This is a genomic window from Pseudomonas sp. TH49 (assembly GCF_016650625.1).
Lineage (GTDB): Bacteria > Pseudomonadota > Gammaproteobacteria > Pseudomonadales > Pseudomonadaceae > Aquipseudomonas > Aquipseudomonas fluorescens_H.
This window is the reverse complement of sequence record NZ_JAEKFL010000001.1, coordinates 272,922-297,289: the sequence shown is the minus strand read 5'-3', so window position 1 is coordinate 297,289 and position 24,368 is coordinate 272,922. Positions and strand designations below refer to the sequence as shown.

Sequence of the window (24,368 nt, the reverse complement as noted above, 5' to 3'; positions counted from 1 at the left end):
GCAAGACGATGCAGATGGGCCTGGATTTCACTCTGGTCGCCGAAGTTGAAGAGCTGGTGGCCGGTGTCGACGAGGTCGGTCGCGGCCCGTTGTGCGGGGCAGTGGTGACGGCGGCGGTGATTCTCGATCCGAACCGGCCGATTCTCGGTCTCAATGACTCGAAGAAACTCACCGAAGCCCGGCGCGAGAAACTTTACGACGAGATCATCGAGAAATCCCTGAGCTGGTGCATCGCCCGCGCCGAAGTCGAAGAAATCGACGAGCTGAACATCCTGCACGCGACCATGCTCGCCATGCAGCGTGCGGTGGCCGGGCTGCATATTCAGCCGAAACTGGCGATGATCGACGGTAACCGCTGCCCGAAACTGCCGATGCGCGCCGAAGCGGTGGTGAAGGGCGACAGCAAGGTGCCGGCGATTGCCGCCGCATCGATTCTGGCCAAAGTCAGTCGCGACCGGGAGATGTCGGCGTTCGAATTGATCTATCCGGGTTACGGCATCGGCGGCCATAAAGGCTATCCGACGCCCGTTCATCTGGAAGCGTTGGTGCGGCTTGGCCCGACGCCGATTCACCGGCGCTCGTTCACCCCGGTGCGTCAGGCTTACGAGGCGCTGGAAGGTCTGACGCAGGTTTAGGCGCAAGGCTGATGTTTTGTTCGAGGCCCGGTACAATCCGGGCCTTGTTGTCTCTATGTAACTGGACAGGATCACTATGCCGGCTTCATTCGTTCATCTACGCCTGCACACTGAATACTCCCTGGTCGACGGGCTGGTGCGGATCAAGCCACTGGTCAAGGCGCTGACCGGCATGAACATGCCGGCGGTGGCAGTCACCGATCAGAACAACATGTGTTCCCTGGTCAAATTCTATAAAAACGCCATGGGCGCGGGCATCAAGCCGATCTGCGGTGCCGACCTGTGGCTGTCGAACAAGGATCCGGACGCGCCATTGAGCCGGATCAGCCTGTTGGTAATGAACGCCAAGGGCTATCGCAATCTCACCGAGCTGATCTCGCGTGGCTTCATCGAGGGCCAGCGTAACGGCATGATCATCATCGAGCGCGAATGGGTCGCCGAGGCCAACGAAGGCCTGATCATGTTGTCCGCCGCCAAAGAAGGCGAGATCGGCATGGCGCTGATCGGCGGCAACCCGGCCGAGGCCGAAGCGCTGGCGCGTGAATGGATGGCGGTGTTCCCGGATCGTTTCTATCTGGAAATCCAGCGCACCAACCGTCCCAACGACGAAGAACAACTGCACGGTGCGGTGGCCCTGGCCGACAAGCTCGGCGCGCCGCTGGTAGCGACCAACGATGTGCGCTTCATCAAGCAGGAAGACTTCGCCGCTCACGAAACCCGCGTGTGCATCGGCGAGGGCCGCGCGCTCGACGATCCGCGGCGTTCGAAGAATTACAGCGATCAGCAATACCTCAAAAGCGCCGAGGAAATGGCCGAGTTGTTCAGCGACATTCCCGACGCCATCGAAAACACCGTCGAAATCGCCAAGCGTTGCAACATCGAGGTGAAACTGGGCACGCACTTCCTGCCCAACTTCCCGATTCCCGATGGCATGACCATCGACGAATATTTCCGCAAGGTGTCCTTCGAAGGTCTCGAAGAACGCCTCGCGGTGCTGTTGCCCAAGGACACCACCGAAGACTACGAAGCCAAGCGTCAGGTCTATGTCGATCGCTTGAATTTCGAGCTGGATATCATCATCCAGATGGGCTTCCCCGGGTACTTCCTGATCGTGATGGACTTTATCCAGTGGGCCAAGAACAACGGCGTGCCGGTAGGTCCTGGCCGGGGGTCGGGTGCCGGCTCGCTGGTGGCTTACGTGCAGAAGATTACTGACCTCGACCCGCTGGAATACGACCTGCTGTTCGAACGTTTCCTTAACCCGGAACGGGTCTCGATGCCCGACTTCGACGTCGACTTCTGCATGGACGGTCGTGACCGGGTGATCGACTACGTGGCCGAGAAGTACGGCCGCAATGCGGTAAGTCAGATCATCACTTTCGGTTCCATGGCCGCGAAGGCTGTGGTGCGTGACGTGGCGCGGGTGCAGGGCAAGTCCTATGGTCTGGCGGATCGTCTGTCGAAGATGATTCCGTTCGAAGTCGGCATGACCCTGGAAAAAGCCTACGAACAGGAAGAGATCCTGCGTGACTTCATCAAGGTCGATGAAGAAGCGGCGGAAATCTGGGAGATGGCGCGCAAGCTCGAGGGCGTGGTGCGTAACGTCGGCAAGCACGCCGGTGGTGTGGTAATCGCCCCGACCAAGTTGACCGACTTCTCGCCGATCTATTGCGACGAGGCCGGTGACGGTCTGGTAACCCAGTTCGACAAGGACGACGTGGAGGCGGCCGGTCTGGTGAAGTTCGACTTCCTCGGCCTGCGAACCCTGACGATCATCGACTGGGCACTGAAAACGATCAACCGCGACCGCGCCAAGGTCGGCGAAGAGCCGCTGGACATCGCGTTCATCCCGCTCGACGACAAGCCGACGTACAGCCTGTTGCAGAAAGCCGAAACCACCGCGGTGTTCCAGCTTGAATCGCGCGGCATGAAAGAGCTGATCAAAAAGCTCAAGCCCGACTGCCTGGAAGACTTGATCGCACTGGTAGCCCTGTTCCGTCCGGGCCCGCTGCAGTCCGGCATGGTGGACGACTTCATCAACCGTAAGCACGGTCGCGCCGAACTGGCGTACCCGCACTCGGACTACCAGTACGAAGGCCTCAAGCCGGTATTGGCACCGACTTACGGCATCATCCTGTATCAGGAACAGGTGATGCAGATCGCCCAGGTCATGGCCGGTTACACCCTCGGTGGTGCGGACATGCTGCGTCGAGCCATGGGTAAGAAAAAGCCCGAGGAAATGGCCAAGCAGCGTGGCGGCTTTATTGAAGGCTGCGCGACCAACAACATCGACGCCGACCTGGCCGGTAACATTTTCGACCTGGTGGAAAAATTCGCCGGTTACGGCTTCAACAAATCCCACTCCGCCGCCTATGGCCTGGTGTCGTACCAGACCGCATGGTTGAAGGCGCACTACCCGGCGCCGTTCATGGCCGCGGTACTCTCGGCGGATATGCACAACACCGACAAGGTCGTGACCTTGATCGAGGAAGTGCGCACGATGAAGCTGCGCCTCGATGCGCCAGACGTGAACACTTCCGAGTTCAAGTTCACGGTGAACGACGACGGCCGCATCGTCTATGGCCTGGGCGCGATCAAAGGCGTCGGCGAAGGCCCGGTGGAAGCGATCACCGAAGCGCGTCAGGCCGGCCCGTTCAAGGATCTGTTCGACTTCTGCGCCCGGGTCGACCTCAAGCGCATCAACAAGCGTACGCTGGACGGCTTGATCCGTAGCGGTGCACTGGATCGTCTCGGGCCTTATTTCCACGATGAGCAAAAGGCTTATCAGGCCAACATCGACCGCAACCGCGCCGTGCTGCTGGCGGCGATGGAAGAGGCGATCAAGTCTGCCGAGCAGACCGCACGCACCCACGACAGTGGCCACGCCGACCTGTTCGGCGGGCTGTTCGGCGAGGAAGATGCCGACGTTTACGCGACCCATCGCAAGGCCAAGGAACTGACCCTCAAGGAACGCCTCAAGGGTGAGAAAGACACTCTGGGCCTGTACCTCACCGGTCACCCGATCGACGAGTACGAGGGCGAAATTCGCCGTTTCGCCCGGCAGCGCATCATCGACCTGAAGCCGGCCCGCGACACGCAAACCGTGGCCGGGATGATCATTGCCCTGCGGGTGATGAAGAACAAGAAGGGCGACAAGATGGGCTTCATCACCCTCGATGACCGTTCGGGACGGATCGAAGCGTCGCTGTTCGCCGATGCGTTCCACTCCGCGCAATCGCTGTTGCAGACCGACGCGATGGTGGTGGTCGAAGGCGAAGTCAGTAACGATGACTTCTCCGGCGGCTTGCGTCTGCGGGTCAAGCGGGTGATGAGCATGGAAGATGCACGCACCAATCTGGCCGAGAGCCTGCGCCTGAAGCTGCACACTCAGGATTTGAAAGGCGATCAGCTACGCTGGTTGGGTGAACTGCTCAAGCGTCACCGCGGGGCGTGCCCGATCACCATGGAGTACACCAGTCCCGATGCGAAGACCTTGCTGCAGTTTGGCGAGACCTGGCGAATCGACCCGGCGGATGCGTTGATTCAAGCCCTGCGTGACCAGTTCGGGCGAGACAACGTCTTCCTCCAATACCGTTGACCGGCAAGTGCCATCATTGCGCTTGCCCACAACCTGAATTTTTAATCTCGACCTCAGCGCGCCTCTCCCTTAAGGTAGGCGCGAATAGACAACCGGCCGGCCCAAGCTCATTTGGGACACGACCCAAGACGGACGCCTATGAACCCGAATTTTCTAGATTTCGAACAGCCGATCGCCGACCTGCAAGCCAAGATCGAAGAGTTGCGCTTGGTCGGTAATGACAATTCGCTGAATATCGGCGATGAGATCTCCCGCCTGCAGGACAAGAGCAAGACGCTGACCGAAGACATCTTCGGCAAGCTGACCAGCTGGCAGATCGCACGCCTGGCGCGTCACCCGAAACGCCCGTACACCCTCGACTACATCGAGCACATCTTCACCGAGTTCGACGAACTGCACGGTGACCGTCACTTCTCCGACGACGCCGCCATTGTGGGTGGCGTGGCACGTCTGGAAGACCAGCCGGTGATGATCATCGGCCACCAGAAGGGCCGTGAAGTGCGCGAGAAGGTACGCCGCAACTTCGGCATGCCGCGTCCGGAAGGCTACCGCAAGGCCTGCCGTCTGATGGAAATGGCCGAGCGTTTCAAGATGCCGATCCTGACCTTCATCGACACCCCGGGTGCTTACCCTGGGATCGACGCTGAAGAGCGCAACCAGAGCGAAGCCATCGCCTGGAACCTGCGCGTGATGTCGCGCCTGAAGACCCCGATCATCGCCACCGTTATCGGTGAAGGTGGTTCCGGCGGTGCGCTGGCGATCGGTGTCTGCGATCAGCTGAACATGCTGCAATACTCGACCTACGCGGTGATCTCGCCGGAAGGTTGCGCTTCGATTCTGTGGAAAACCGCCGAAAAAGCACCGGATGCCGCTGAAGCCATGGGCATCACCGCCGAGCGCCTGAAAGGCCTGGGCATCGTCGACAAGGTTATCGGCGAGCCACTCGGCGGCGCTCACCGTGATCCGGCGGCTGCCGCTGCGTCGATCCGTGCCGAACTGAGCTCGCAACTGGCGATGTTGAAGAAGTTCGACAACGAAGCGCTACTCAAGCGTCGTTACGATCGTCTGATGAGCTACGGTCTCTGACAGATCTCGCAATACCCAATGTGGGAGCGGGCTTGCTCGCGAAAGCGGTATAACATTCGGCAGATGTGTTGAATGTTGAAACGCCTTCGTGAGCAAGCCCGCTCCCACATTTGATTTGGGCCAAGAGAAAGATATGGGTCAGTCCGTGAATGATCTGCCTTCCCGGCTTCTGCGCAATCTTGCAGCTTGGCGCAATGCCAAGACTTGGCGCGTGGCTTTCTCCGGCGGTCTGGATTCCACCGTCCTCCTGCATCTGCTGACCCATCTCGCTCAACACCACTCTCTGCCGGCGCTCAGCGCCATCCATATCCACCACGGCCTCCAGGCTGCGGCCGATGCGTGGCCGGAGCATTGTCAGTCGGTCTGCGACGCACTGGACGTCCCGTTGCAAGTGGTGCGGGTGACGGTGCAACCCGGCGCCAGCCTGGAGCGAGCAGCGCGGGAGGCGCGGTATGCGGCGTTCACATCGCTGACCGAGGCCGGGGATTTGTTGCTGACCGGTCAGCATCGGGATGATCAGGCGGAGACTTTGCTGTTTCGCCTGATGCGCGGTGCCGGCGTTCGCGGACTTTCAGCGATGCCGGCGCAGCGGCCGTTGGGGCAGGGCACGCTGCTGCGCCCATTGCTCGACGTGACGCGCTCCGAGCTTGAGGCTTACGCCCGCGCGCACCAGTTGCGCTGGATCGAAGACCCTTCGAACGAAGATCGGAAGTTCTCGCGCAACTATCTGCGCCATCAGGTGCTGCCAATGCTCACGGCGCGTTGGCCGCAGGCGCAGGCGAGCATGGCTCGCAGCGCGGCGCATCTGCGCGAGGCGCAAGGTTTGCTCGATGAGTTGGCGCAGCTCGATCTGGCACAAGCCGCCACGCCGAGTGAGTTTGCATGGCTGGGCCTGCCGTCGCTGGAACTGGCGCCGCTGGCGCGTTTATCTGCCGCTCGTCAACGCAATGCACTCAGTCACTGGCTCGAACTGCTGACCCGGCTGCCTGACACCGACCATTGGTCGGGTTGGGATGACCTCTGCGGCGCTGCCAGCGATGCATCGCCGGTCTGGCGTCTGGCTGATGGCGAATTGCAGCGCAGCGCCGGCCGGCTATGGTGGCTGAGCGGCGACTGGCTGCGCGCGCCAGCGCTCGGCGTCGATTGGCCTGACCCGTCGACAGCGCTACGCTTGGCGAATAACGGGCGTGTCATGTTCAGCGGGCAGACTCCGGTCGGGCCGTTGCGGATTGGCTATCGGCAGGGCGGCGAGCTGATGCATCTGTCGGGGCGTGGCCACCGCGATCTCAAGCGCCTGCTCAATGAGCGCGCGGTACCGGGCTTCGTCCGTGGCAGATTGCCGCTGCTGTTTCGCGGCGCAGAATTGCTCGCCGTGGCGAACCTGCCAGGCCTTGACGGGCAGGGGCCGGACGGCTGGAAATTGCATTGGCAGCCAACAGACGAAGATCAAGGTTTGAGATGAAAGGGGCATTCCGGTAGACTACGCTCCCTTCTTGATACAACTTCTGTGGATTCGCCTGAATTGCAGGAGTTGCCGATTACCAAGCAGTCTTTGCTGGGCGATTCCAAAAAATGTGTAGCGAGCAACGTACCGGTGTTTCATCTGCCGGTCTGTCCCAACGCGGCGGTTTTTTTGAAAGGTGCACTGTGATTAATGCAGGTGATCGGGGGCTTCGGCCTTCCTTCGCTTTCCCCGGCGGCTCGTACCGCTTTAACGCAGACTTCTAGGGTTTTTCATGACGCGCTACATATTCGTCACGGGCGGTGTTGTTTCTTCATTGGGGAAAGGCATTGCCTCGGCTTCATTGGCGGCCATCCTGGAGGCGCGGGGGCTTAAGGTCACCATGCTTAAGCTGGATCCGTACATCAACGTCGACCCGGGCACCATGAGCCCGTTCCAGCACGGTGAAGTGTTCGTCACCCACGACGGCGCCGAGACCGACCTGGACCTGGGCCACTACGAGCGGTTCATCCGCACGACCATGACCCAGAACAACAACTTCACCACCGGTCGTGTCTACGAGCACGTGCTGCGCAAAGAGCGCCGTGGTGACTACCTGGGTGCAACCATCCAGGTGATTCCGCACATCACCGACGAAATCAAGCGTCGCATCATCAAGGGTGCCGGCGATGCCGACGTGGCCCTGGTGGAAATCGGCGGTACCGTTGGCGACATCGAATCGCAACCGTTCCTCGAAGCCATCCGTCAACTGCGTGTGGAAGTCGGTTCCAAGCGCGCGATGCTGATGCACCTGACGCTGGTTCCGTACATCGCCACCGCTGGCGAGACCAAAACCAAGCCAACCCAGCACTCGGTTAAAGAGCTGCGTTCGATCGGCCTGCAGCCAGACGTGCTGATCTGCCGCTCCGACCATCCGGTGGATGTGTCGTCGCGTCGCAAGATCGCGCTGTTCACCAACGTTGAAGAGCGTGCGGTGATTTCCCTGGAAGACGTCGACACCATCTACAAGATCCCGGCCGTGCTGCACGCTCAGGGTCTGGACGATTTCGTCGTCGAGCGTTTCGGCCTGCAATGCAATGGCGCCGACCTGTCCGAGTGGGAAAAGGTCGTCGATGCCAAGCTCAACCCAGAGCACGAAGTCACCATCGCGATGGTCGGCAAGTACATGGAGCTGCTGGACGCCTACAAGTCGCTGATCGAAGCGATGAGTCACGCCGGCATCACCAACCGTACCAAGGTCAACCTGCGTTACATCGATTCCGAAGACATCGAGAACCAGGGCACTGCGCTGCTCGAAGGTGTCGACGCGATCCTCGTTCCGGGCGGCTTCGGTCTGCGCGGCGTGGAAGGCAAGATCACTGCCGTTCAGTACGCTCGTGAAAACAAGGTTCCATACCTGGGTATCTGCCTGGGCATGCAAGTGGCGGTCATCGAGTTCGCCCGTAACGTGCTGGGCTGGAAAGACGCCAACTCCACCGAGTTCGATCGCGCCAGCGGCCATCCGGTCGTGGGTCTGATCACCGAGTGGGAAGACGCCACCGGCGCCGTTGAAGTGCGTACCGAAGCGTCCGATCTGGGCGGCACCATGCGCCTCGGCGCTCAGGAATGCCTGCTCGAAGCCGGCTCCAAGGTGCACGATTGCTACGGCAAGGACGTGATCGTCGAACGTCACCGTCACCGCTACGAAGTGAACAACAACCTGCTGCCACAAATCATCGAAGCCGGCCTGAAAATCTCCGGTCGCTCCGCTGATGCCGCGCTGGTTGAAGTGGTCGAAGCACCGGATCATCCATGGTTCGTCGCTTGCCAGTTCCACCCGGAGTTCACCTCGACGCCACGTGACGGTCACCCGCTGTTCAGCGGTTTCGTGAAAGCTGCGTTGGCTCAACACCAGAAGAAGGCGTAACCCGATGGCACAGAAGATCATCCGCGTTGGCAACATCGAGATCGCCAACGACAAGCCCATGGTGCTGTTCGGCGGCATGAACGTGCTGGAAAGCCGTGACATGGCCATGCAGGTTTGCGAAGAGTACGTGAAGGTCACCGAGAAACTCGGTATCCCTTACGTGTTCAAGGCCAGTTTCGACAAGGCCAACCGATCTTCTGTGACCTCGTATCGCGGTCCTGGCCTGGAAGAGGGCATGCGCATCTTCCAGGACATCAAGCAAGCCTTCGGCGTGCCGATCATCACCGACGTCCACGAGCCTGATCAGGCCGCGGTCGTCGCTGAAGTCTGCGACATCATCCAGCTGCCGGCCTTCCTGTCGCGCCAGACCGATCTGGTCGTGGCGATGGCCAAGACCAACGCTGTGATCAACATCAAGAAAGCCCAGTTCCTCGCGCCTCAGGAGATGAAACACATCCTGAACAAGTGCGTGGAAGCGGGTAACGATCAATTGATCCTCTGCGAGCGTGGTTCGAGCTTCGGCTACAACAACCTCGTGGTCGATATGCTCGGCTTCGGCATCATGAAGCAGTTCGAGTACCCGGTATTCTTCGACGTGACCCACGCGCTGCAAATGCCTGGCGGTCGTGCCGACTCCGCCGGCGGTCGCCGTGCACAGGTTCTGGATCTGGCCAAGGCCGGCATGAGCCAGGCGCTGGCCGGTCTGTTCCTCGAAGCGCATCCGGATCCGGACAACGCCAAATGCGACGGCCCTTGCGCCTTGCGTCTGGACAAACTGGAGCCATTTCTGGCCCAGCTCAAAGCTTTGGACGAACTGGTGAAGAGTTTTCCGACGGTAGAAACCGCGTAAACCTCATTTCTCCGGTAAAGTACCGCACGATTTGTCGCACATGCCCTCGGGCATGTGCGTTGTCGTCTGCAAGCTGCCCGCTGCACACCACTTGCCGACGGTAAAAAGATTTCCTCTAGCTGCGTCGTTTTCGTCAACTTTGGAGTGTTTACAACAATGGCAAAAATCGTCGACATCAAAGGTCGTGAAGTTCTCGACTCCCGTGGCAATCCCACCGTGGAAGCGGACGTGCTTCTCGACAACGGCATCATCGGCAGCGCTTGCGCGCCGTCCGGTGCATCCACTGGCTCGCGTGAAGCGCTCGAGCTGCGTGATGGCGACAAGAGCCGTTACCTGGGCAAGGGCGTGCTCAAGGCGGTAGCCAACATCAACGGTCCGATCCGCGATCTGCTGCTGGGCACTGACCCAAGCGACCAGAAAGCCCTCGACCACGCGATGATCAAGCTCGACGGTACCGAAAACAAGGCAACCCTGGGCGCCAACGCCATCCTCGCGGTGTCCCTGGCTGCGGCCAAGGCGGCTGCACAGGACCAGGATCTGCCGCTGTACGCACACATCGCCAACCTCAACGGCACCCCGGGTGTGTACTCGATGCCGGTGCCGATGATGAACATCATCAACGGTGGCGAGCACGCCGATAACAACGTCGACATCCAGGAATTCATGGTGCAGCCAGTTGGCGCCAAGACCTTCTCGGAAGGTCTGCGCATGGGCACCGAGATTTTCCATCACCTCAAAGCTGTGCTGAAGGCCCGTGGCCTGAGCACCGCCGTTGGCGACGAAGGCGGTTTCGCACCAAACCTGGCGTCCAACGAAGACGCGCTGAAAGTGATCTCCGAAGCCGTGGCCAACGCCGGTTACAAGCTGGGCACCGACGTGACCCTGGCGCTGGACTGCGCAGCCAGCGAATTCTACGAAGACGGCAAGTACAACCTGTCCGGCGAAGGCCAGGTGTTCACCGCTGAAGGTTTCGCCGACTACCTGAAAGGTCTGACCGAACGTTATCCGATCATCTCGATCGAAGACGGTCTGGACGAGTCCGACTGGGCTGGCTGGAAGATCCTCACCGACAAGATCGGCGAGAAGACTCAACTGGTCGGTGACGACCTGTTCGTGACCAACACCAAGATCCTGAAAGAAGGCATCGATAAAAAGATCGCCAACTCGATCCTGATCAAGTTCAACCAGATCGGTACCCTGACCGAAACCCTGGAAGCCATCCAGATGGCCAAGGCTGCCGGTTACACCGCCGTGATCTCGCACCGTTCGGGCGAAACCGAAGACTCGACCATTGCCGACCTGGCTGTGGGCACCTCGGCTGGCCAGATCAAGACCGGTTCGCTGTGCCGTTCCGACCGCGTTTCCAAGTACAACCAACTGCTGCGTATCGAAGAGCAGTTGAATGGCAAAGCCAAGTACAACGGTCGCAGCGAGTTCCGCGGCTGAGTGGTAAATGGTAAAAAGACACCGGATTGTGTCGGAAAAGTCGTGACAGCGATGGATTTGCCACTAATCTGATGCCTTATATGCACAAGCCTGGATCTTCCAGGCTTCGTGCTATCAGACGTTTCAAAGTTTTCGCGTGGCTGTCTTTTTTCACTGGATACCTGATATTCGATGCGCAGTCCTTACTGGTTGTTTCTCGTTTTGCTCTTGCTGCTGGCCGGTCTGCAGTACCGCCTGTGGGTGGGCAATGGCAGTCTGGCGCAGGTCGCCGAGCTGAATCAGCAGATTGCTGATCAACACGCCGAGAACGAAGCCCTGCTGGAGCGCAACCGGGTGATGGACGCTGAGGTCAGCGAGCTGAAAAAAGGCATGGAGACCGTTGAAGAGCGGGCTCGCCATGAGCTGGGCATGGTCAAGGACGGTGAAACCCTTTACCAGCTCGCGCAATGATCGATTCTCTGCCGGCCTTCTGGGCCGTGATTCCTGCCGCGGGCGTCGGTGCCCGAATGGCCGCGGACCGTCCCAAGCAATACCTGCAACTGGGCGGGCGCACAATTCTTGAACACAGCCTCGGCTGTTTCCTCGATCACCCGAGCCTCAAAGGCCTGGTGGTCAGTCTTGCTGTTGATGATCCCTATTGGCCGAACCTCGCCTGCGCCAGCGACTCGCGAATTCAGCGGGTCGAGGGCGGCTCCGAGCGTTCCGGGTCGGTGCTCAATGCCTTGCTGCATTTGCATGCGCAGGGTGCCGATGACGATGACTGGGTGCTGGTCCACGATGCGGCCCGACCTAACCTGAGTCGTGACGATCTCGACAAGTTGTTGGCTGAACTGGCGGACGATGCCGTTGGCGGTTTACTGGCCGTGCCAGCGCGGGACACCCTGAAGCGGGTCGACAAGCACGGTCGTGTGCTCGAAACCGTTGATCGCAGCGTGATCTGGCAGGCGTATACACCGCAGATGTTCCGCCTCGGTGCGTTGCATCGAGCGTTGGCTGACAGTCTGGTGGCGGATGCCGTGATTACCGATGAAGCCTCGGCGATGGAGTGGGCCGGTCTGGCGCCACGACTGATCGAAGGGCGGGCGGACAACCTCAAGGTCACCCGGCCGGAAGACCTGGAGTGGTTGCGTCAGCGTTGGGCCAATCGGCGCTGAATGCTGTGGCGCCTGTTCTGCCGCCTTCGCGAGCAAGCTCGCTCCCACATTTGATTGGCGCCTGACACCCAATCTGCATCCACTACGGATCCCCTGTGGGAGCGAGCTTGCTCGCGAAGACGGCTGCTCAGGCACCGCATAACTCAGCTCCGATACTCCGGCCGCTCGGCCAATCCTTCCTTCAAGAAATCCACCAGCTTGCGCACCTTCGGCGACAAATGCCGCTGCTGCGGATACAACGCCCACACCGCCGTATTCGGCGGCTGATGCGCCTCCAATAAAGAAATCAGCGCCCCGCTGTGCAAATGCTCCAGCACGTAATAGTCCGGCAACTGGCATAAGCCTACCCCTTGCAGCGCCGCATCCAACACCGCTTGCCCGCTGTTGCAGCGCCAGTTTCCCTGCACGCGCTGGGAAAATTCCCGACCGTTCTGTTCCAGTTGCCACAGATCCGAGCTGCCGATCAGGCAATTGTGGCGGCTCAGTTCCGACAAACTGTGTGGGCGGCCATACCGTTCAACGTAGGAAGGGGACGCGCACAGATACATCCGACGCGGCGCCAGGCGGGTGGCGACCAACCGCGAATCCTGCAGCCGACCCAGACGAATCGCCAGATCCAGCCCTTCATGCACCAGATCGAGCTGGCGGTTGGTCAGCTCGATATCGATCCGCAGTTGTGGGTAATGCCCCATGAACCGCGTCACCAGCGGCACGATAAACCGTTCGCCATACGCCACGGCACAGGTCATGCGCAGCATGCCTTTGGGTTCGCTGGTCAGATCGCCGACCGCGCGCAGGGCTTCTTCGCGACCGTCCTGCAGGCGCTGACAATGCTGCAGAAAGGTCTGTCCGGCTTCGGTCAGAGCCACGCGACGGGTACTGCGATAGAGCAGACGCGTCTGCAATCGCTCCTCCAGTCGTACGATTTGTCGACTGATGTGCGAGGACGAAACCCCGAGGCGTTCTGCTGCGGCGGTGAACTGGCTGCATTCGGCGACGGCGACGAACTCGTCGATGCCTTCCCAGCGGTTTTCCGACATCGGGATTATCCCTGTATGGCAATAATGTTTTGCTTTTGTCCGGATTATTCATCAGATCGCGCTGTACTACACTGCCGATCTGGTTTTTTTATTCAATGGATTCACTGGAGAGTCAGCATGATCAAGTCGCGCGCCGCTGTTGCGTTCGAGGCCAAGAAGCCGCTGGAAATCGTAGAAGTCGATGTGGCCATGCCCAAGGCCGGTGAAGTGTTGCTGCGCGTAGTGGCTTCCGGGGTTTGCCACACCGACGCCTACACCCTGTCCGGTGCTGACCCGGAAGGCATCTTCCCGTCGATCCTCGGCCACGAAGGCGGTGCGATCGTTGAGGCCATCGGTGAGGGCGTGACGTCTGTTGCGGTTGGTGACCACGTGATTCCGCTGTACACCCCGGAATGCGGTCAGTGCAAATTCTGCAAGTCGGGCAAGACAAATCTGTGTCAGGCGATTCGCGCTACTCAGGGTAAAGGTCTGATGCCGGACGGCACTTCGCGCTTTTCCTACAAGGGCCAAACGATTTTCCACTACATGGGGACATCGACCTTCTCGGAATACACCGTGCTGCCGGAAATCTCCGTGGCGAAAATCGCCAAGGATGCGCCGCTGGAAAAAGTCTGCCTGCTCGGTTGCGGCGTGACCACTGGTATCGGCGCGGTGATCAACACTGCGAAGGTCAAGCCAGGTGACACCGTGGCGATCTTCGGTCTCGGCGGCATCGGTCTGTCGGCAGTCATTGGCGCAGTGAAAGCCAAGGCTGCGCGGATCATCGCCATCGACATCAACCCGGCCAAGTTCGAAATCGCCAAGCAGCTGGGCGCTACCGATTGCGTCAATCCGAAAGACTTCGATCGTCCGATCCAGGAAGTGATCGTCGACATGACCGATGGCGGCGTCGACTTCTCCTTCGAATGCATCGGCAACGTGCAACTGATGCGCGCCGCGCTGGAATGCTGCCACAAGGGCTGGGGCGAGTCGGTGATCATTGGCGTTGCCGGTGCCGGCCAGGAAATCGCCACCCGTCCATTCCAACTGGTGACCGGTCGCGTCTGGCGTGGTTCGGCGTTCGGTGGCGTGCGTGGCCGTACCGAGCTGCCAAGCTATGTCGACATGGCGCAGAGCGGCGAGATTCCGCTGGATACTTTCATTACCCACACCATGGGTCTGGATGACATCAACAAGGCCTTCGACCTGATGCACGAAGGCAAGAGCATCCGTACCGTCATTCATTTCTGATCAATCGCGACGCCCCAGCTACAGAACTTGAAGGTTTGTAGCCGGGGCCGCGTAGGAGTCTTTACATGAGTCTGGAAAACATCTCCTGTCAGAAAAGTTTCGGCGGCTGGCACAAGCGCTATCGCCACCGTTCCGACGTGCTCGGCTGCGACATGGTGTTTGCCGTGTATCTGCCGCCACAAGCGGAGCAGGGTGGCAAGCTGCCGGTGCTGTATTGGCTGTCCGGCCTGACCTGCACCGACGAGAACTTCATGCAAAAGGCCGGTGCGATGCGCATGGCCGCTGAACTCGGTCTGATCATCGTCGCGCCGGACACCAGTCCGCGTGGCCCGGATGTGCCGGGTGATCCGGATGGCGCCTGGGATTTCGGCCTCGGAGCCGGGTTCTACCTGAATGCCACGCAGGAACCGTGGTCGCGGCACTATCGGATGCATGACTACGTCGTGCAGGAATTGCCTTCACTGGTTGAAGCGCATTTCCCGGCGTCGGATAAACGCAGCATCAGCGGCCATTCCATGGGCGGCCACGGTGCACTGGTTTGTGCGCTGCGCAATCCGGGGCGTTACCAGTCGGTGTCGGCGTTTTCGCCGATCAACAATCCAATGGATTGTCCGTGGGGGCAAAAGGCGTTCTCCCGTTACCTGGGTGAAGATCGCTCCAAGTGGAAAGAATGGGATGCCTGCGCGCTGCTCGCTGAAGCCGCCGAAAAACTGCCGTTACTGGTCGATCAGGGGGATCGCGACGATTTCCTCGAAAACCAGCTCAAGCCCGAAGCCCTGCAACAAGCGGCAAAACAAGCGGATCATCCGCTGACGTTGCGCCTGCAACCGGGCTACGACCACAGCTATTTCTTCATCTCAAGCTTCATAGACGACCACTTGCAGCATCACGCACGCGCTCTGCGCGGCTAATGCAGGTAGAATCACGCCCTGACAAAAATCGGGGCGTTTTTTTATGCGTATTGGCCACGGCTACGATGTTCACCGTTTCGCTGAAGGCGATTTCATTACTCTGGGCGGCGTGCGCATTGCACACAGCTTCGGGCTGCTCGCTCATTCCGACGGTGACGTCCTGCTGCACGCCTTGAGCGATGCGTTGCTTGGCGCGGCCGCGCTGGGCGATATCGGCAAGCACTTTCCGGACACCGACCCGCAATTCAAGGGCGCCGACAGCCGCGTGCTGCTGCGGCATGTGGTCGCGCTGATCCACGCCAAGGGCTGGAAAGTCGGCAACGTCGACAACACCATCGTCGCTCAGGCGCCGAAAATGGCCCCGCATATCGAAGCGATGCGCGCGTTGATCGCCGCCGATCTGCAAGTTGAGCTGGATCAAGTGAACGTGAAAGCTACCACCACCGAAAAACTCGGCTTTGTCGGTCGCGAAGAAGGCATCGCCGTACACTCCGTTGCCTTGTTGCTGCGCGCATGAACGAACTGCAATTGCTCGGCCCGCGCGCCTATGGCGAACCACTCGGCACTGCGGTACTGAAAGCCATCGCCGAAGATTTCCAGGTCGATGAAGTGCTCGACATCCCGTTCAGCGGCGATGGCGAACACCTGTGGATCTGGGTCGAAAAGCGTGGTCTGAACACCGAAGAAGCGGCACGGCGCATCGCCAAGGCCGCCGGCGTGCCATTGCGCACCGTCAGTTATGCCGGGCTCAAGGATCGTCAGGCACTGACCCGTCAGTGGTTCAGCGTGCAACTGCCGGGCAAGGCCGACCCGGATCTGTCGGCGGCGGAAAACGACACGTTGAAGATCCTCAAGACCACGCGCCACAAGCGCAAGCTGCAACGCGGCGCGCATTCGGCCAACGGCTTCACCTTGCGCCTGACCCAGTTTGCCGGCGACAAGGACGCGATCGAACAGCGTCTGCAACTGATCGCCAGGCAAGGCATTCCCAATTATTTCGGCGCCCAGCGTTTCGGCCATGACGGCGGCAACGTCGTTGATGCGCGTGCCTGGGCGGCGCGCAAGGCATTGCCCGAGCAGCGCAATGTGCGTTCGCGGCTGCTGTCGACGGCGCGCAGTTTTCTGTTCAATCAGGTGCTGGCCGCCCGGGTGGCCGATGGCACCTGGCAGCAAGCGCAGGTCGGCGACCTGCTGGCGTTTACCGACAGCCGCAGTTTCTTCCCGGCCGGTGAGGCCGAATGCAACGATCCGCGCCTGGCGATTCTCGACCTGCACCCGACCGGCCCGCAGTGGGGCGAAGGTGACTCACCGACTGCCGGCGCTGTCCATGACCTGGAGCAGGGGATTGCCGAGCGCGAGGCGGATCTGCGCGATTGGTTGATCAATGCCGGAATGAGCCACGAACGTCGCATCCTGCGACTGCCCATTGGCGGGTTGTCGTGGCATTATCCCCAGCCTGACATTCTGCAACTGGAATTCGTCCTCCCGGCCGGATGCTTCGCCACCGTATTGGTGCGCGAACTCGTTGATCTGGTGCCGGTGGGGCAGACGGACAGCCCATGCGTATTCTGATTTCTAACGACGATGGGGTAACCGCACCCGGTCTCGCCGCGCTTTATGCTGCGCTGGCGGATTACACCGAGTGCGTGGTTATCGCCCCGGAGCAGGACAAAAGCGGCGCCAGCAGTTCGCTGACGCTCGACCGTCCGCTGCACCCGCAATACCTGGCCAACGGTTTCATCAGCCTCAACGGTACGCCGACCGACTGCGTGCACCTGGGCCTTAACGGCCTGCTGGAGCGCGAGCCGGACATGGTGGTTTCCGGGATCAACCTCGGTGCCAATCTTGGCGATGACGTGCTGTATTCCGGCACTGTGGCGGCAGCCCTCGAAGGACGCTTTCTCGAGCGCCCTTCGTTTGCGTTCTCGCTGTGTTCGCGACAGGTGGACAATCTGGCGACAGCGGCGCATTTCGCGCGCAAACTGGTCGAGGCCCATGCCGGGCTGGACCTGCCGCCGCGTACGGTGCTGAACGTGAACATTCCCAATCTGCCGATCGACCATATTCGGGGCATTCAGCTGACCCGTCTGGGCCATCGCGCCCGTGCGGCAGCGCCGATGAAAGTGGTCGATCCGCGGGGCAAGGCCGGTTACTGGATTGCTGCTGCCGGCGATGCCGAAGACGGCGGCCCGGGCACTGATTTTCATGCGGTGATGCAGGGCTATGTGTCGATCACGCCGTTGCAGCTCGATCGCACCTTCAACGATGCCTTCAGAAGCCTCGACGGCTGGCTGGAGGGACTGCGCTGATGGCTCGTGAACACGAAGACAGACTGCGCAGCGGCATCGGCATGACGTCGCAGCGCACGCGCGAACGTCTGATCCAGCGTCTCTACGAAGAAGGCCTGTCCAACGCCAAGGTGCTGGAAGTGATCCGCCGTACGCCGCGTCATCTGTTTGTCGATGAAGCGCTGGCGCACCGTGCCTACGAAGATACCGCGCTGCCGATCGGCCACAACCAGACCATCTCTCAGCCTTATATGGTGGCGCGCATGAGCGAGCTGCTGCTGGAGGCGGGGCCGCTGGACAAGGTGCTGGAGATCGGCACCGGTTCGGGTTACCAGACGGCCGTGCTGTCGCAACTGGTCGAACGGGTGTTCTCGGTCGAGCGCATCAAGGTTCTGCAGGATCGGGCCAAGGAACGTCTGGTCGAACTGAACCTGCGTAACGTGGTGTTCCGCTGGGGCGATGGCTGGGAAGGCTGGCCGGCGCTGGCGCCGTACAACGGCATCATCGTCACCGCGGTTGCGACCGATGTGCCGCAGGCGTTGCTCGATCAGCTGGCACCGGGTGGGCGGATGGTGATTCCGGTCGGCTCGGGGGAAGTGCAGCAACTGATGCTGATCGTGCGCGAAGAACACGGCTTTTCTCGTCACGTTCTGGGGGCGGTGCGCTTCGTGCCATTGCTCAATGGCCCACTGGCCTGAGCATTTGTTTGCGGGCGCTGAATTCCTGGCGTTGGCTTCGGTCTTACAGCGGCAGCGAGCGTTTAAACGCAGTCGATCGGGCCTTGGCAAACGTGTGCGTGCAGCGATTTCGCTTCATTAAAGGTAAAGACGGCGCGGCCCGTTATACTTGCGACACCTCATGCCTGAATGGGCATTCCAAATTTTTTCAGCCACCACAAAGGGAGCGGCGGGTGAGTCTCACAGTCATTGCGCAGCGTATGGGTAACACGAGCTTTCAGCGCCTGGTGACTGGCCTTGTCTTGAGCACCTTGCTGGTCGGTTGCTCCAGCACCAAATCGAGCAACGTGCGGGTGGTCGATCGCAACAGTGCGGCGGCCCAGCGTCCGGCCGTCACGACCGGGCAGTATGTAGTCCGTCCGGGCGATACGCTGTTTTCCATCGCTTTTCGCTACGGCTGGGACTACAAAGCCCTCGCTGCCCGGAACAATATTCCTACGCCGTATACGATCCACCCGGGTCAGACAATTCGCTTTGACGGCCGTACCGGTTCAACGCCGACGGCGGTGGTAAGCAACGGTGGTTCCGCGCCATCATCGTCGAGCAAGACTACGGTAATCCGGCGCCAGGCGAATGGCACGACGACCACCACGGTGACCGGCTCCGGTGCTGGTTCTGCGGGGGCTGCACCGTCCGTCGCCAGTAAATCGGCACCTGCTCCACTGCCTCCACCGGGTCCGGCCCCGACCGGCTGGGGATGGCCATCTAATGGCATTCTGATTGGAAAATTCTCTTCAAACGGTAGTTTGAATAAAGGAATTGATATCGCCGGAGATTTGGGACAGCCTGTTTTAGCTGCGTCTGATGGGACGGTGGTTTACGCCGGGAGTGGCTTAAGGGGCTACGGCGAATTAGTCATCATCAAACACAGCGAAACCTACGTCAGTGCCTACGGACATAACCGCAGGCTGTTGGTACGGGAGGGGCAGCAGGTCAAGGTCGGACAGACAATTGCCGAAATGGGGTCAACGGGTACAGACCGGGTGAAACTGCATTTTGAGATTCGCCGACAAGGTAAACCTGTAGATCCGCTGCAGTTCCTGCCCAAACGTTGATTTGAGGCCAGCCTGTTCCGTCGCGTAGAGGGGACAGGCTCCAGCGCTGCCAAGGATAAAGGCGTCGCTTGAGCTTGGGGTCGAACTCACCAAAGGACTATAACAATGGCTCTCAGTAAAGAAGTGCCGGAGTTTGACATCGACGATGAGGTTCTCCTTATGGAGACCGGCATCGATTCGGATTCGATGTCGAATGATGAAGGGGCTGCTCCACCTTCCGTTCGTTCCAGATCCAAACACTCCGCTTCACTTAAGCAACACAAGTACATCGACTACACTCGGGCACTCGATGCCACGCAGCTGTATCTCAACGAAATCGGCTTTTCTCCACTGCTCTCCCCCGAGGAAGAAGTTCACTTCGCGCGTCTGTCGCAAAGTGGCGATCCGGCGGGGCGCAAGCGCATGATTGAAAGTAACCTGCGGCTGGTCGTGAAGATCGCCCGGCGTTACGTCAATCGAGGGCTGTCGCTGCTGGATCTGATCGAAGAGGGCAACCTCGGCTTGATCCGCGCGGTGGAAAAGTTCGATCCCGAGCGCGGCTTCCGCTTCTCGACCTACGCTACCTGGTGGATTCGTCAGACCATCGAGCGCGCGATCATGAATCAGACCCGGACCATCCGGCTGCCGATTCATGTGGTCAAGGAACTCAACGTGTACCTGCGGGCGGCACGGGAACTGACGCAAAAGCTCGATCACGAACCTTCACCCGAAGAAATCGCCAACCTGCTGGAAAAACCGGTGGGCGAGGTCAAGCGCATGCTCGGCCTGAACGAGCGGGTTTCTTCGGTCGACGTCTCGCTGGGTCCGGATTCGGATAAAACCCTGCTGGACACCCTGACGGATGACCGTCCGACCGATCCATGCGAACTGCTGCAGGATGACGACCTGTCGCAGAGCATCGATCAATGGCTCTCGGAACTGACCGACAAGCAGCGCGAGGTGGTTGTACGCCGCTTCGGCCTGCGCGGGCATGAGAGCAGCACGCTGGAAGATGTAGGCCTGGAGATCGGCCTGACCCGGGAACGGGTGCGGCAGATCCAGGTGGAGGGCCTGAAGCGCCTTCGGGAGATTCTCGAGAAGAATGGCCTGTCGAGCGAGTCGCTGTTTCAGTAAGCGCCTCTGAAACCCGCCCATAAAAAGCCCCGACTGGTTCGGGGTTTTTTTATTGCTCGGATATTGGCTGATGACTGTCTGTGGTGAGGGCGCTTACTCCCGCCGGATTGCGCAGCAATCCCCAAAGACTCATGAGCGCTGCGCACTCAAGCGAGAGCAAGCTGCCTCGCCACAAAGTTCATTGCCGGACATACGGTCAGCATTTCCATCGTTTGTAGTCTCACGGTGTAAGCCTTGGCTTACTCTTTCGTAAGTGTTCCCTATTTTTGCAGGACGGCAGACGTCGATTGCTCAGAGTGATCGAGTTTAACTAGTTGATTTAAAAGCTTATTTTTTATTGTGAAGTGCTTATTACAGGGTTTTTCAGCCCGCAACGCCGATTGATCTCGGCAGGGAACTCTTTAGTATCAGCACTGTGTCGACGGACAGACACGCCCTTCAAGGAAGAGGGGAATGGACATCGCAGGACGCGATTCATCAGGACGATGAAAAGGAACACAGGGAATAGGGAAAAAATGTGGGCGGGTCAAACCGCCCCTTTTTTTGCCTGTAGAAAAGTAAAACCCGGAAAGCAAAAAGGCCCGCAAAGGGCCTTTTCGTAACGCGCGACAGATCAGCGTTCTAGGTCTTTGATCTTGCCTTTGACGCCATCCCACTCTTCGGCATCCGGCAGCGATTCTTTCTTCTCGGTGATGTTCGGCCAGATTTCGGCCAATTCAACGTTCAGTTGAATGAACTCCTGCATATCCTCCGGAACTTCGTCCTCGGAGAAAATCGCGACGGCCGGGCATTCCGGTTCGCACAGGGCGCAGTCGATGCACTCATCCGGGTGAATCACCAGGAAGTTCGGGCCTTCGTAAAAGCAGTCCACCGGACAGACTTCTACGCAGTCGGTGTACTTGCACTTGATGCAGTTGTCGGTGACGACGAAGGTCATTTCTAATTTTCTCCTCAGGCGGCGGCAGCGTTGCCCCTTCACGGTTGGGGTCGCCAGGTTCGGGAGCGATGTCTGCCAGCCAGGCTATTAGCCAGCAGCATCCCAAACCGCGCGAGATTCTAACAGCTTGAAGCCGTTTGCGTTATATCCGGTTCTTTAGTGCTTAGATCCGGTTCTTGAGTGCATATAACAATTCGAGCGCTCGACGCGGGGTCAGGTCATCGAGATCCACTTTGGCTAACTCATCGAGCACTGGGTGCGGCAGGCTGGCAAACATATCGCTCTGCTGCGGAGCGGCCGGTTTGCCTTTGACGGCAGGCTTGGGCGCTTCATGCGGCAATGCGGTGTCTTCCAGTCGGCTCAAGTGCTCACGGGCACGCACGATCACTTCACTCGGCACGCCGGCCAGTTGCGCTACCGCCAGGCCGTAGCTCTGGCTGGCAGGCCCCGGCAACACATGGTGCAGGAACACGATGCGCTCGTTGTGCTCGGTGGCGTTCAGATGCACGTTGGCCACCAAAGGCTCGGCTTCCGGCAACACGGTGAGCTCGAAATAGTGCGTAGCAAATAGAGTATAGGCACGCAGATGCGCCAGACGCTCGGCGGCCGCCCATGCCAGCGACAGGCCGTCGAAGGTGCTGGTGCCGCGTCCAACTTCGTCCATCAGCACCAGGCTGCGTTCGGTAGCGTTGTGCAGGATGTTGGCGGTTTCGCTCATCTCGACCATAAAGGTCGAACGACCACCGGCGAGGTCATCGCTGGAGCCGATCCGGGTGAAGATCCGGTCCACCAGCGACAACTCGCAACTGGCCGCCGGCACGAAGCTGCCGATATGCGCCAGCAGCACGATCAATGCGGTCTGGCGCATGTAGGTGGATTTACCGCCCATGTTCGGACCGGTGATCACCAGCATCCGGGTGTTGTCATCCAGGCTCAGGTCGTTGGCCACGAACGGCGTGGTCAGCACTTGCTCGACCACCGGGTGACGACCCTGGGTGATGCGCATGCACGGCTCGCTGACGAAGCGCGGGCAGTTCAGGTCAAGGTTCAGCGCACGTTCGGCGAGGTTGCTCAGCACATCCAGTTCGGCCAGTGCGCCGGCGGTGTCCTGCAGTGGTGGCAACTGGCTGATCAGGTCTTCCAGCAGCGCTTCGTAGAGCATTTTCTCGCGGGCGAGGGCACGGCTCTTGGCCGACAGCGCCTTGTCTTCGAACTCTTTCAGCTCCGGCGTGATGAAGCGCTCGGCGCCCTTGAGCGTCTGGCGACGGATGTAATCGGCCGGAGCGGATTCCGCCTGCTTGCTCGGCAGCTCGATGAAGTAGCCGTGAATGCGGTTGTAGCCGACTTTCAGGTTGGCCAGGCCAGTGCGCGCCTTTTCCCGGGCTTCGAGATCGATCAGGAACTGGCCGGCGTTCTCGCTCAGCGATTGCAGCTCATCGAGTTCGCTGTCGTAACCGGTTTTCAGCACGCCGCCGTCGCGGATCACCGCTGGCGGGTTGTCGATGATGGCTTTTTCCAGCAGCGCTGCCAGTTCCGGGTAGGTGCTGGTGGTGGTTGCCAGGCGTTGCAGGTGCGGCGCTTCCAGGTCGGTCATCGCCACTTGCAGTTGTGGCAGGGCGCCGAGAGCATCACGCAGTCGAGCAAGGTCGCGAGGGCGCGCATTGCGCAGGCCGATCCGCGCCAGAATCCGCTCGATGTCGCCGATTTCCTTCAGCTGTGGCTGGAGTTTTTCGAAGCGGTAGCCATCGAGCAGACAAGTGATCGAGGTCTGCCGCGCCAGCAGCACGGTCAGATCACGCAGCGGACGGTTCAGCCAACGAGTCAGCAGGCGGCTGCCCATCGCGGTCTGGCAGCGATCGACCACCGACTGCAGGGTGTTGTCGCGACCGCCGGCCAGGTTGGTATCGAGTTCCAGGTTGCGGCGGCTGGCGCCGTCGAGCACCACGGTGTCATCCAGGCGCTCATGACGCAGGCTGCGCAGATGGGGCAGGGCGGTGCGCTGGGTTTCCTTGGCGTAGGCCAGCAGGCAACCGGCGGCGCCGATGGCCAGGGTCAGGGTTTCGCAGCCGAAGCCTTTCAGGTCTTGCGTGGAAAACTGCTGGCAGAGACTTTTCAGCGCCGAGTCACGCTCGAAATCCCACGGTGCACGACGACGTACGCCACGGCGTTTTTCCGCCGGCAGGTCTTTCGGCCAGTCGTCCGGGATCAGCAGCTCTACCGGGTTGACCCGCTCCAGTTCCGCCAGCAGGTTCTCCCAGCCCTTGATCTCGAGCACGGTGAAGTTGCCACTGGTGATGTCCAGCACAGCCAGACCGAACAGACGCTCGTCGCCCAGTACCGCCGCAATCAGATTGTCGCGGCGCTCATCGAGTAGCGCTTCGTCACTGACCGTGCCCGGGGTAATGATCCGCACCACCTGGCGCTCCACCGGCCCCTTGCTGGTAGCCGGATCGCCGACCTGCTCGCAGATCACTACCGACTCGCCGAGCTTGACCAGTTTCGCCAGATAACCTTCCGCCGCGTGGTAAGGAATCCCGCACATCGGAATCGCCTGTCCCGCCGACTGACCGCGCGCGGTCAGGGTAATGTCGAGCAACTTGGCAGCCTTCTTCGCGTCTTCATAGAAGATCTCGTAGAAGTCGCCCATGCGATAGAACATCAGCTGGTCCGGGTGCTGGTTCTTCAGGCGCCAGTACTGCTGCATCATCGGGGTGTGGGAGGACAGGTCGGAGACGGCTTTATTCATCGGATTGTCAGGTAACTCGTTAAATGATGTAGGGCAAAAGCAAGGGCAACCGCCGGGCTTTTCCGCGATGGGCGCAAGGTTACCATGGGCGGTCTGCTTGACGCAGGCATGACAGTCCGCTGGCGCTTTCTGCGTTTAATTGTGATATATGCACGATTTATGCAAATCAGCATT

Annotated in this window: 20 protein-coding genes; 17 read left to right on the top strand and 3 right to left on the bottom strand. The window is 60.1% G+C overall.

The features are described 5' to 3' along the window. Window positions 1-8: 8 nt before the first annotated feature. The 9 genes from rnhB (at window position 9) to ispD (ending at window position 12,137) form a co-directional block, all read left to right on the top strand. The gene (gene rnhB / locus JFU48_RS01530; protein WP_201137043.1) at window positions 9-635 is read left to right on the top strand and encodes a ribonuclease HII; all 627 of its coding nucleotides are present in this window, start codon (window positions 9-11) and stop codon (window positions 633-635) included. A 76-nt stretch (window positions 636-711) separates the two neighbouring features. Beyond that, window positions 712-4,233: a DNA polymerase III subunit alpha gene (gene dnaE / locus JFU48_RS01525; RefSeq protein ID WP_201135691.1), complete on the top strand. Its 3,522-nt coding sequence runs from the start codon at window positions 712-714 to the stop codon at window positions 4,231-4,233. A 138-nt stretch (window positions 4,234-4,371) separates the two neighbouring features. After that, the gene (locus JFU48_RS01520; protein WP_045122315.1) at window positions 4,372-5,319 is read left to right on the top strand and encodes an acetyl-CoA carboxylase carboxyltransferase subunit alpha; all 948 of its coding nucleotides are present in this window, start codon (window positions 4,372-4,374) and stop codon (window positions 5,317-5,319) included. 133 nt (window positions 5,320-5,452) lie between these two features. Further along, window positions 5,453-6,781: a tRNA lysidine(34) synthetase TilS gene (gene tilS / locus JFU48_RS01515; protein WP_201135690.1), complete on the top strand. Its 1,329-nt coding sequence runs from the start codon at window positions 5,453-5,455 to the stop codon at window positions 6,779-6,781. Window positions 6,782-7,055: 274 nt separating this feature from the next. Continuing rightward, window positions 7,056-8,687, top strand: a complete 1,632-nt coding sequence (locus JFU48_RS01510; protein ID WP_003222153.1) for a CTP synthase — start codon at window positions 7,056-7,058, stop codon at window positions 8,685-8,687. Window positions 8,688-8,691: 4 nt separating this feature from the next. Beyond that, complete coding sequence (gene kdsA, locus JFU48_RS01505; RefSeq protein ID WP_003222154.1) at window positions 8,692-9,537, top strand: 3-deoxy-8-phosphooctulonate synthase; 846 nt, start codon at window positions 8,692-8,694, stop codon at window positions 9,535-9,537. A gap of 156 nt (window positions 9,538-9,693) precedes the next feature. Continuing rightward, the gene (gene eno / locus JFU48_RS01500) at window positions 9,694-10,983 is read left to right on the top strand and encodes a phosphopyruvate hydratase (protein ID WP_003222156.1); all 1,290 of its coding nucleotides are present in this window, start codon (window positions 9,694-9,696) and stop codon (window positions 10,981-10,983) included. A 171-nt stretch (window positions 10,984-11,154) separates the two neighbouring features. Next, window positions 11,155-11,433 carry a cell division protein FtsB gene (gene ftsB / locus JFU48_RS01495; RefSeq protein WP_003222158.1) on the top strand — a complete coding sequence of 93 codons (279 nt, stop codon included), beginning with the start codon at window positions 11,155-11,157 and terminating at the stop codon, window positions 11,431-11,433. Continuing rightward, on the top strand, window positions 11,430-12,137 hold the full coding sequence (ispD, locus tag JFU48_RS01490; RefSeq protein WP_201135689.1) for a 2-C-methyl-D-erythritol 4-phosphate cytidylyltransferase: 708 nt from the start codon (window positions 11,430-11,432) through the stop codon (window positions 12,135-12,137). The genes ftsB and ispD overlap by 4 nt, the downstream gene beginning before the upstream one ends. 143 nt (window positions 12,138-12,280) lie before the next feature. On the opposite strand, the gene JFU48_RS01485 is transcribed toward ispD, so the two are convergent. Further along, the gene (locus JFU48_RS01485) at window positions 12,281-13,177 is read right to left on the bottom strand and encodes a LysR substrate-binding domain-containing protein (RefSeq protein WP_103486008.1); all 897 of its coding nucleotides are present in this window, start codon (window positions 13,175-13,177) and stop codon (window positions 12,281-12,283) included. A gap of 117 nt (window positions 13,178-13,294) precedes the next feature. On the opposite strand from JFU48_RS01485, the gene JFU48_RS01480 reads away from it, so the two are divergent. From JFU48_RS01480 to rpoS, 8 genes are all read left to right on the top strand, one after another. Beyond that, window positions 13,295-14,407, top strand: a complete 1,113-nt coding sequence (locus JFU48_RS01480; RefSeq protein WP_201135688.1) for an S-(hydroxymethyl)glutathione dehydrogenase/class III alcohol dehydrogenase — start codon at window positions 13,295-13,297, stop codon at window positions 14,405-14,407. Between the two features lie 65 nt (window positions 14,408-14,472). After that, on the top strand, window positions 14,473-15,318 hold the full coding sequence (fghA, locus tag JFU48_RS01475) for an S-formylglutathione hydrolase (protein WP_201135687.1): 846 nt from the start codon (window positions 14,473-14,475) through the stop codon (window positions 15,316-15,318). 43 nt (window positions 15,319-15,361) lie between these two features. Beyond that, window positions 15,362-15,835, top strand: a complete 474-nt coding sequence (gene ispF / locus JFU48_RS01470; RefSeq protein WP_007964300.1) for a 2-C-methyl-D-erythritol 2,4-cyclodiphosphate synthase — start codon at window positions 15,362-15,364, stop codon at window positions 15,833-15,835. Then, entirely contained in the window at window positions 15,832-16,890 is a 1,059-nt protein-coding gene (truD, locus tag JFU48_RS01465; RefSeq protein WP_201135686.1) for a tRNA pseudouridine(13) synthase TruD, read from the top strand. The genes ispF and truD overlap by 4 nt, the downstream gene beginning before the upstream one ends. Continuing rightward, window positions 16,878-17,627, top strand: coding sequence for a 5'/3'-nucleotidase SurE (surE, locus tag JFU48_RS01460; RefSeq protein ID WP_003222170.1), 750 nt, complete (start codon window positions 16,878-16,880; stop codon window positions 17,625-17,627). The genes truD and surE overlap by 13 nt, the downstream gene beginning before the upstream one ends. 41 nt (window positions 17,628-17,668) lie before the next feature. After that, complete coding sequence (locus JFU48_RS01455) at window positions 17,669-18,304, top strand: protein-L-isoaspartate(D-aspartate) O-methyltransferase (protein WP_169841266.1); 636 nt, start codon at window positions 17,669-17,671, stop codon at window positions 18,302-18,304. Between the two features lie 212 nt (window positions 18,305-18,516). Next, window positions 18,517-19,398 carry a peptidoglycan DD-metalloendopeptidase family protein gene (locus tag JFU48_RS01450; protein ID WP_003222174.1) on the top strand — a complete coding sequence of 294 codons (882 nt, stop codon included), beginning with the start codon at window positions 18,517-18,519 and terminating at the stop codon, window positions 19,396-19,398. 105 nt (window positions 19,399-19,503) lie between these two features. Further along, window positions 19,504-20,511 carry an RNA polymerase sigma factor RpoS gene (gene rpoS / locus JFU48_RS01445; RefSeq protein WP_103486013.1) on the top strand — a complete coding sequence of 336 codons (1,008 nt, stop codon included), beginning with the start codon at window positions 19,504-19,506 and terminating at the stop codon, window positions 20,509-20,511. Between the two features lie 613 nt (window positions 20,512-21,124). On the opposite strand, the gene fdxA is transcribed toward rpoS, so the two are convergent. Beyond that, on the bottom strand, window positions 21,125-21,448 hold the full coding sequence (gene fdxA, locus JFU48_RS01440; RefSeq protein WP_003222178.1) for a ferredoxin FdxA: 324 nt from the start codon (window positions 21,446-21,448) through the stop codon (window positions 21,125-21,127). Between the two features lie 163 nt (window positions 21,449-21,611). After that, window positions 21,612-24,194, bottom strand: a complete 2,583-nt coding sequence (gene mutS / locus JFU48_RS01435) for a DNA mismatch repair protein MutS (RefSeq protein WP_007964305.1) — start codon at window positions 24,192-24,194, stop codon at window positions 21,612-21,614. Window positions 24,195-24,368 lie beyond the last annotated feature (174 nt).

Coding starts and splice junctions, on each gene's coding strand:
- ispD (WP_201135689.1), top strand. CDS start 11,430: ATGATCGATTCTCTGCCGGCCTTCTGGGCCGTGATTCCTGCCGCGGGC.
- mutS (WP_007964305.1), bottom strand. CDS start 24,194: ATGAATAAAGCCGTCTCCGACCTGTCCTCCCACACCCCGATGATGCAG.
- JFU48_RS01455 (WP_169841266.1), top strand. CDS start 17,669: ATGACGTCGCAGCGCACGCGCGAACGTCTGATCCAGCGTCTCTACGAA.
- JFU48_RS01480 (WP_201135688.1), top strand. CDS start 13,295: ATGATCAAGTCGCGCGCCGCTGTTGCGTTCGAGGCCAAGAAGCCGCTG.
- JFU48_RS01510 (WP_003222153.1), top strand. CDS start 7,056: ATGACGCGCTACATATTCGTCACGGGCGGTGTTGTTTCTTCATTGGGG.
- surE (WP_003222170.1), top strand. CDS start 16,878: ATGCGTATTCTGATTTCTAACGACGATGGGGTAACCGCACCCGGTCTC.
- rpoS (WP_103486013.1), top strand. CDS start 19,504: ATGGCTCTCAGTAAAGAAGTGCCGGAGTTTGACATCGACGATGAGGTT.
- ftsB (WP_003222158.1), top strand. CDS start 11,155: ATGCGCAGTCCTTACTGGTTGTTTCTCGTTTTGCTCTTGCTGCTGGCC.
- dnaE (WP_201135691.1), top strand. CDS start 712: ATGCCGGCTTCATTCGTTCATCTACGCCTGCACACTGAATACTCCCTG.
- kdsA (WP_003222154.1), top strand. CDS start 8,692: ATGGCACAGAAGATCATCCGCGTTGGCAACATCGAGATCGCCAACGAC.
- truD (WP_201135686.1), top strand. CDS start 15,832: ATGAACGAACTGCAATTGCTCGGCCCGCGCGCCTATGGCGAACCACTC.
- eno (WP_003222156.1), top strand. CDS start 9,694: ATGGCAAAAATCGTCGACATCAAAGGTCGTGAAGTTCTCGACTCCCGT.
- ispF (WP_007964300.1), top strand. CDS start 15,362: ATGCGTATTGGCCACGGCTACGATGTTCACCGTTTCGCTGAAGGCGAT.
- rnhB (WP_201137043.1), top strand. CDS start 9: ATGCAGATGGGCCTGGATTTCACTCTGGTCGCCGAAGTTGAAGAGCTG.
- JFU48_RS01485 (WP_103486008.1), bottom strand. CDS start 13,177: ATGTCGGAAAACCGCTGGGAAGGCATCGACGAGTTCGTCGCCGTCGCC.
- fdxA (WP_003222178.1), bottom strand. CDS start 21,448: ATGACCTTCGTCGTCACCGACAACTGCATCAAGTGCAAGTACACCGAC.
- fghA (WP_201135687.1), top strand. CDS start 14,473: ATGAGTCTGGAAAACATCTCCTGTCAGAAAAGTTTCGGCGGCTGGCAC.
- JFU48_RS01520 (WP_045122315.1), top strand. CDS start 4,372: ATGAACCCGAATTTTCTAGATTTCGAACAGCCGATCGCCGACCTGCAA.
- tilS (WP_201135690.1), top strand. CDS start 5,453: ATGGGTCAGTCCGTGAATGATCTGCCTTCCCGGCTTCTGCGCAATCTT.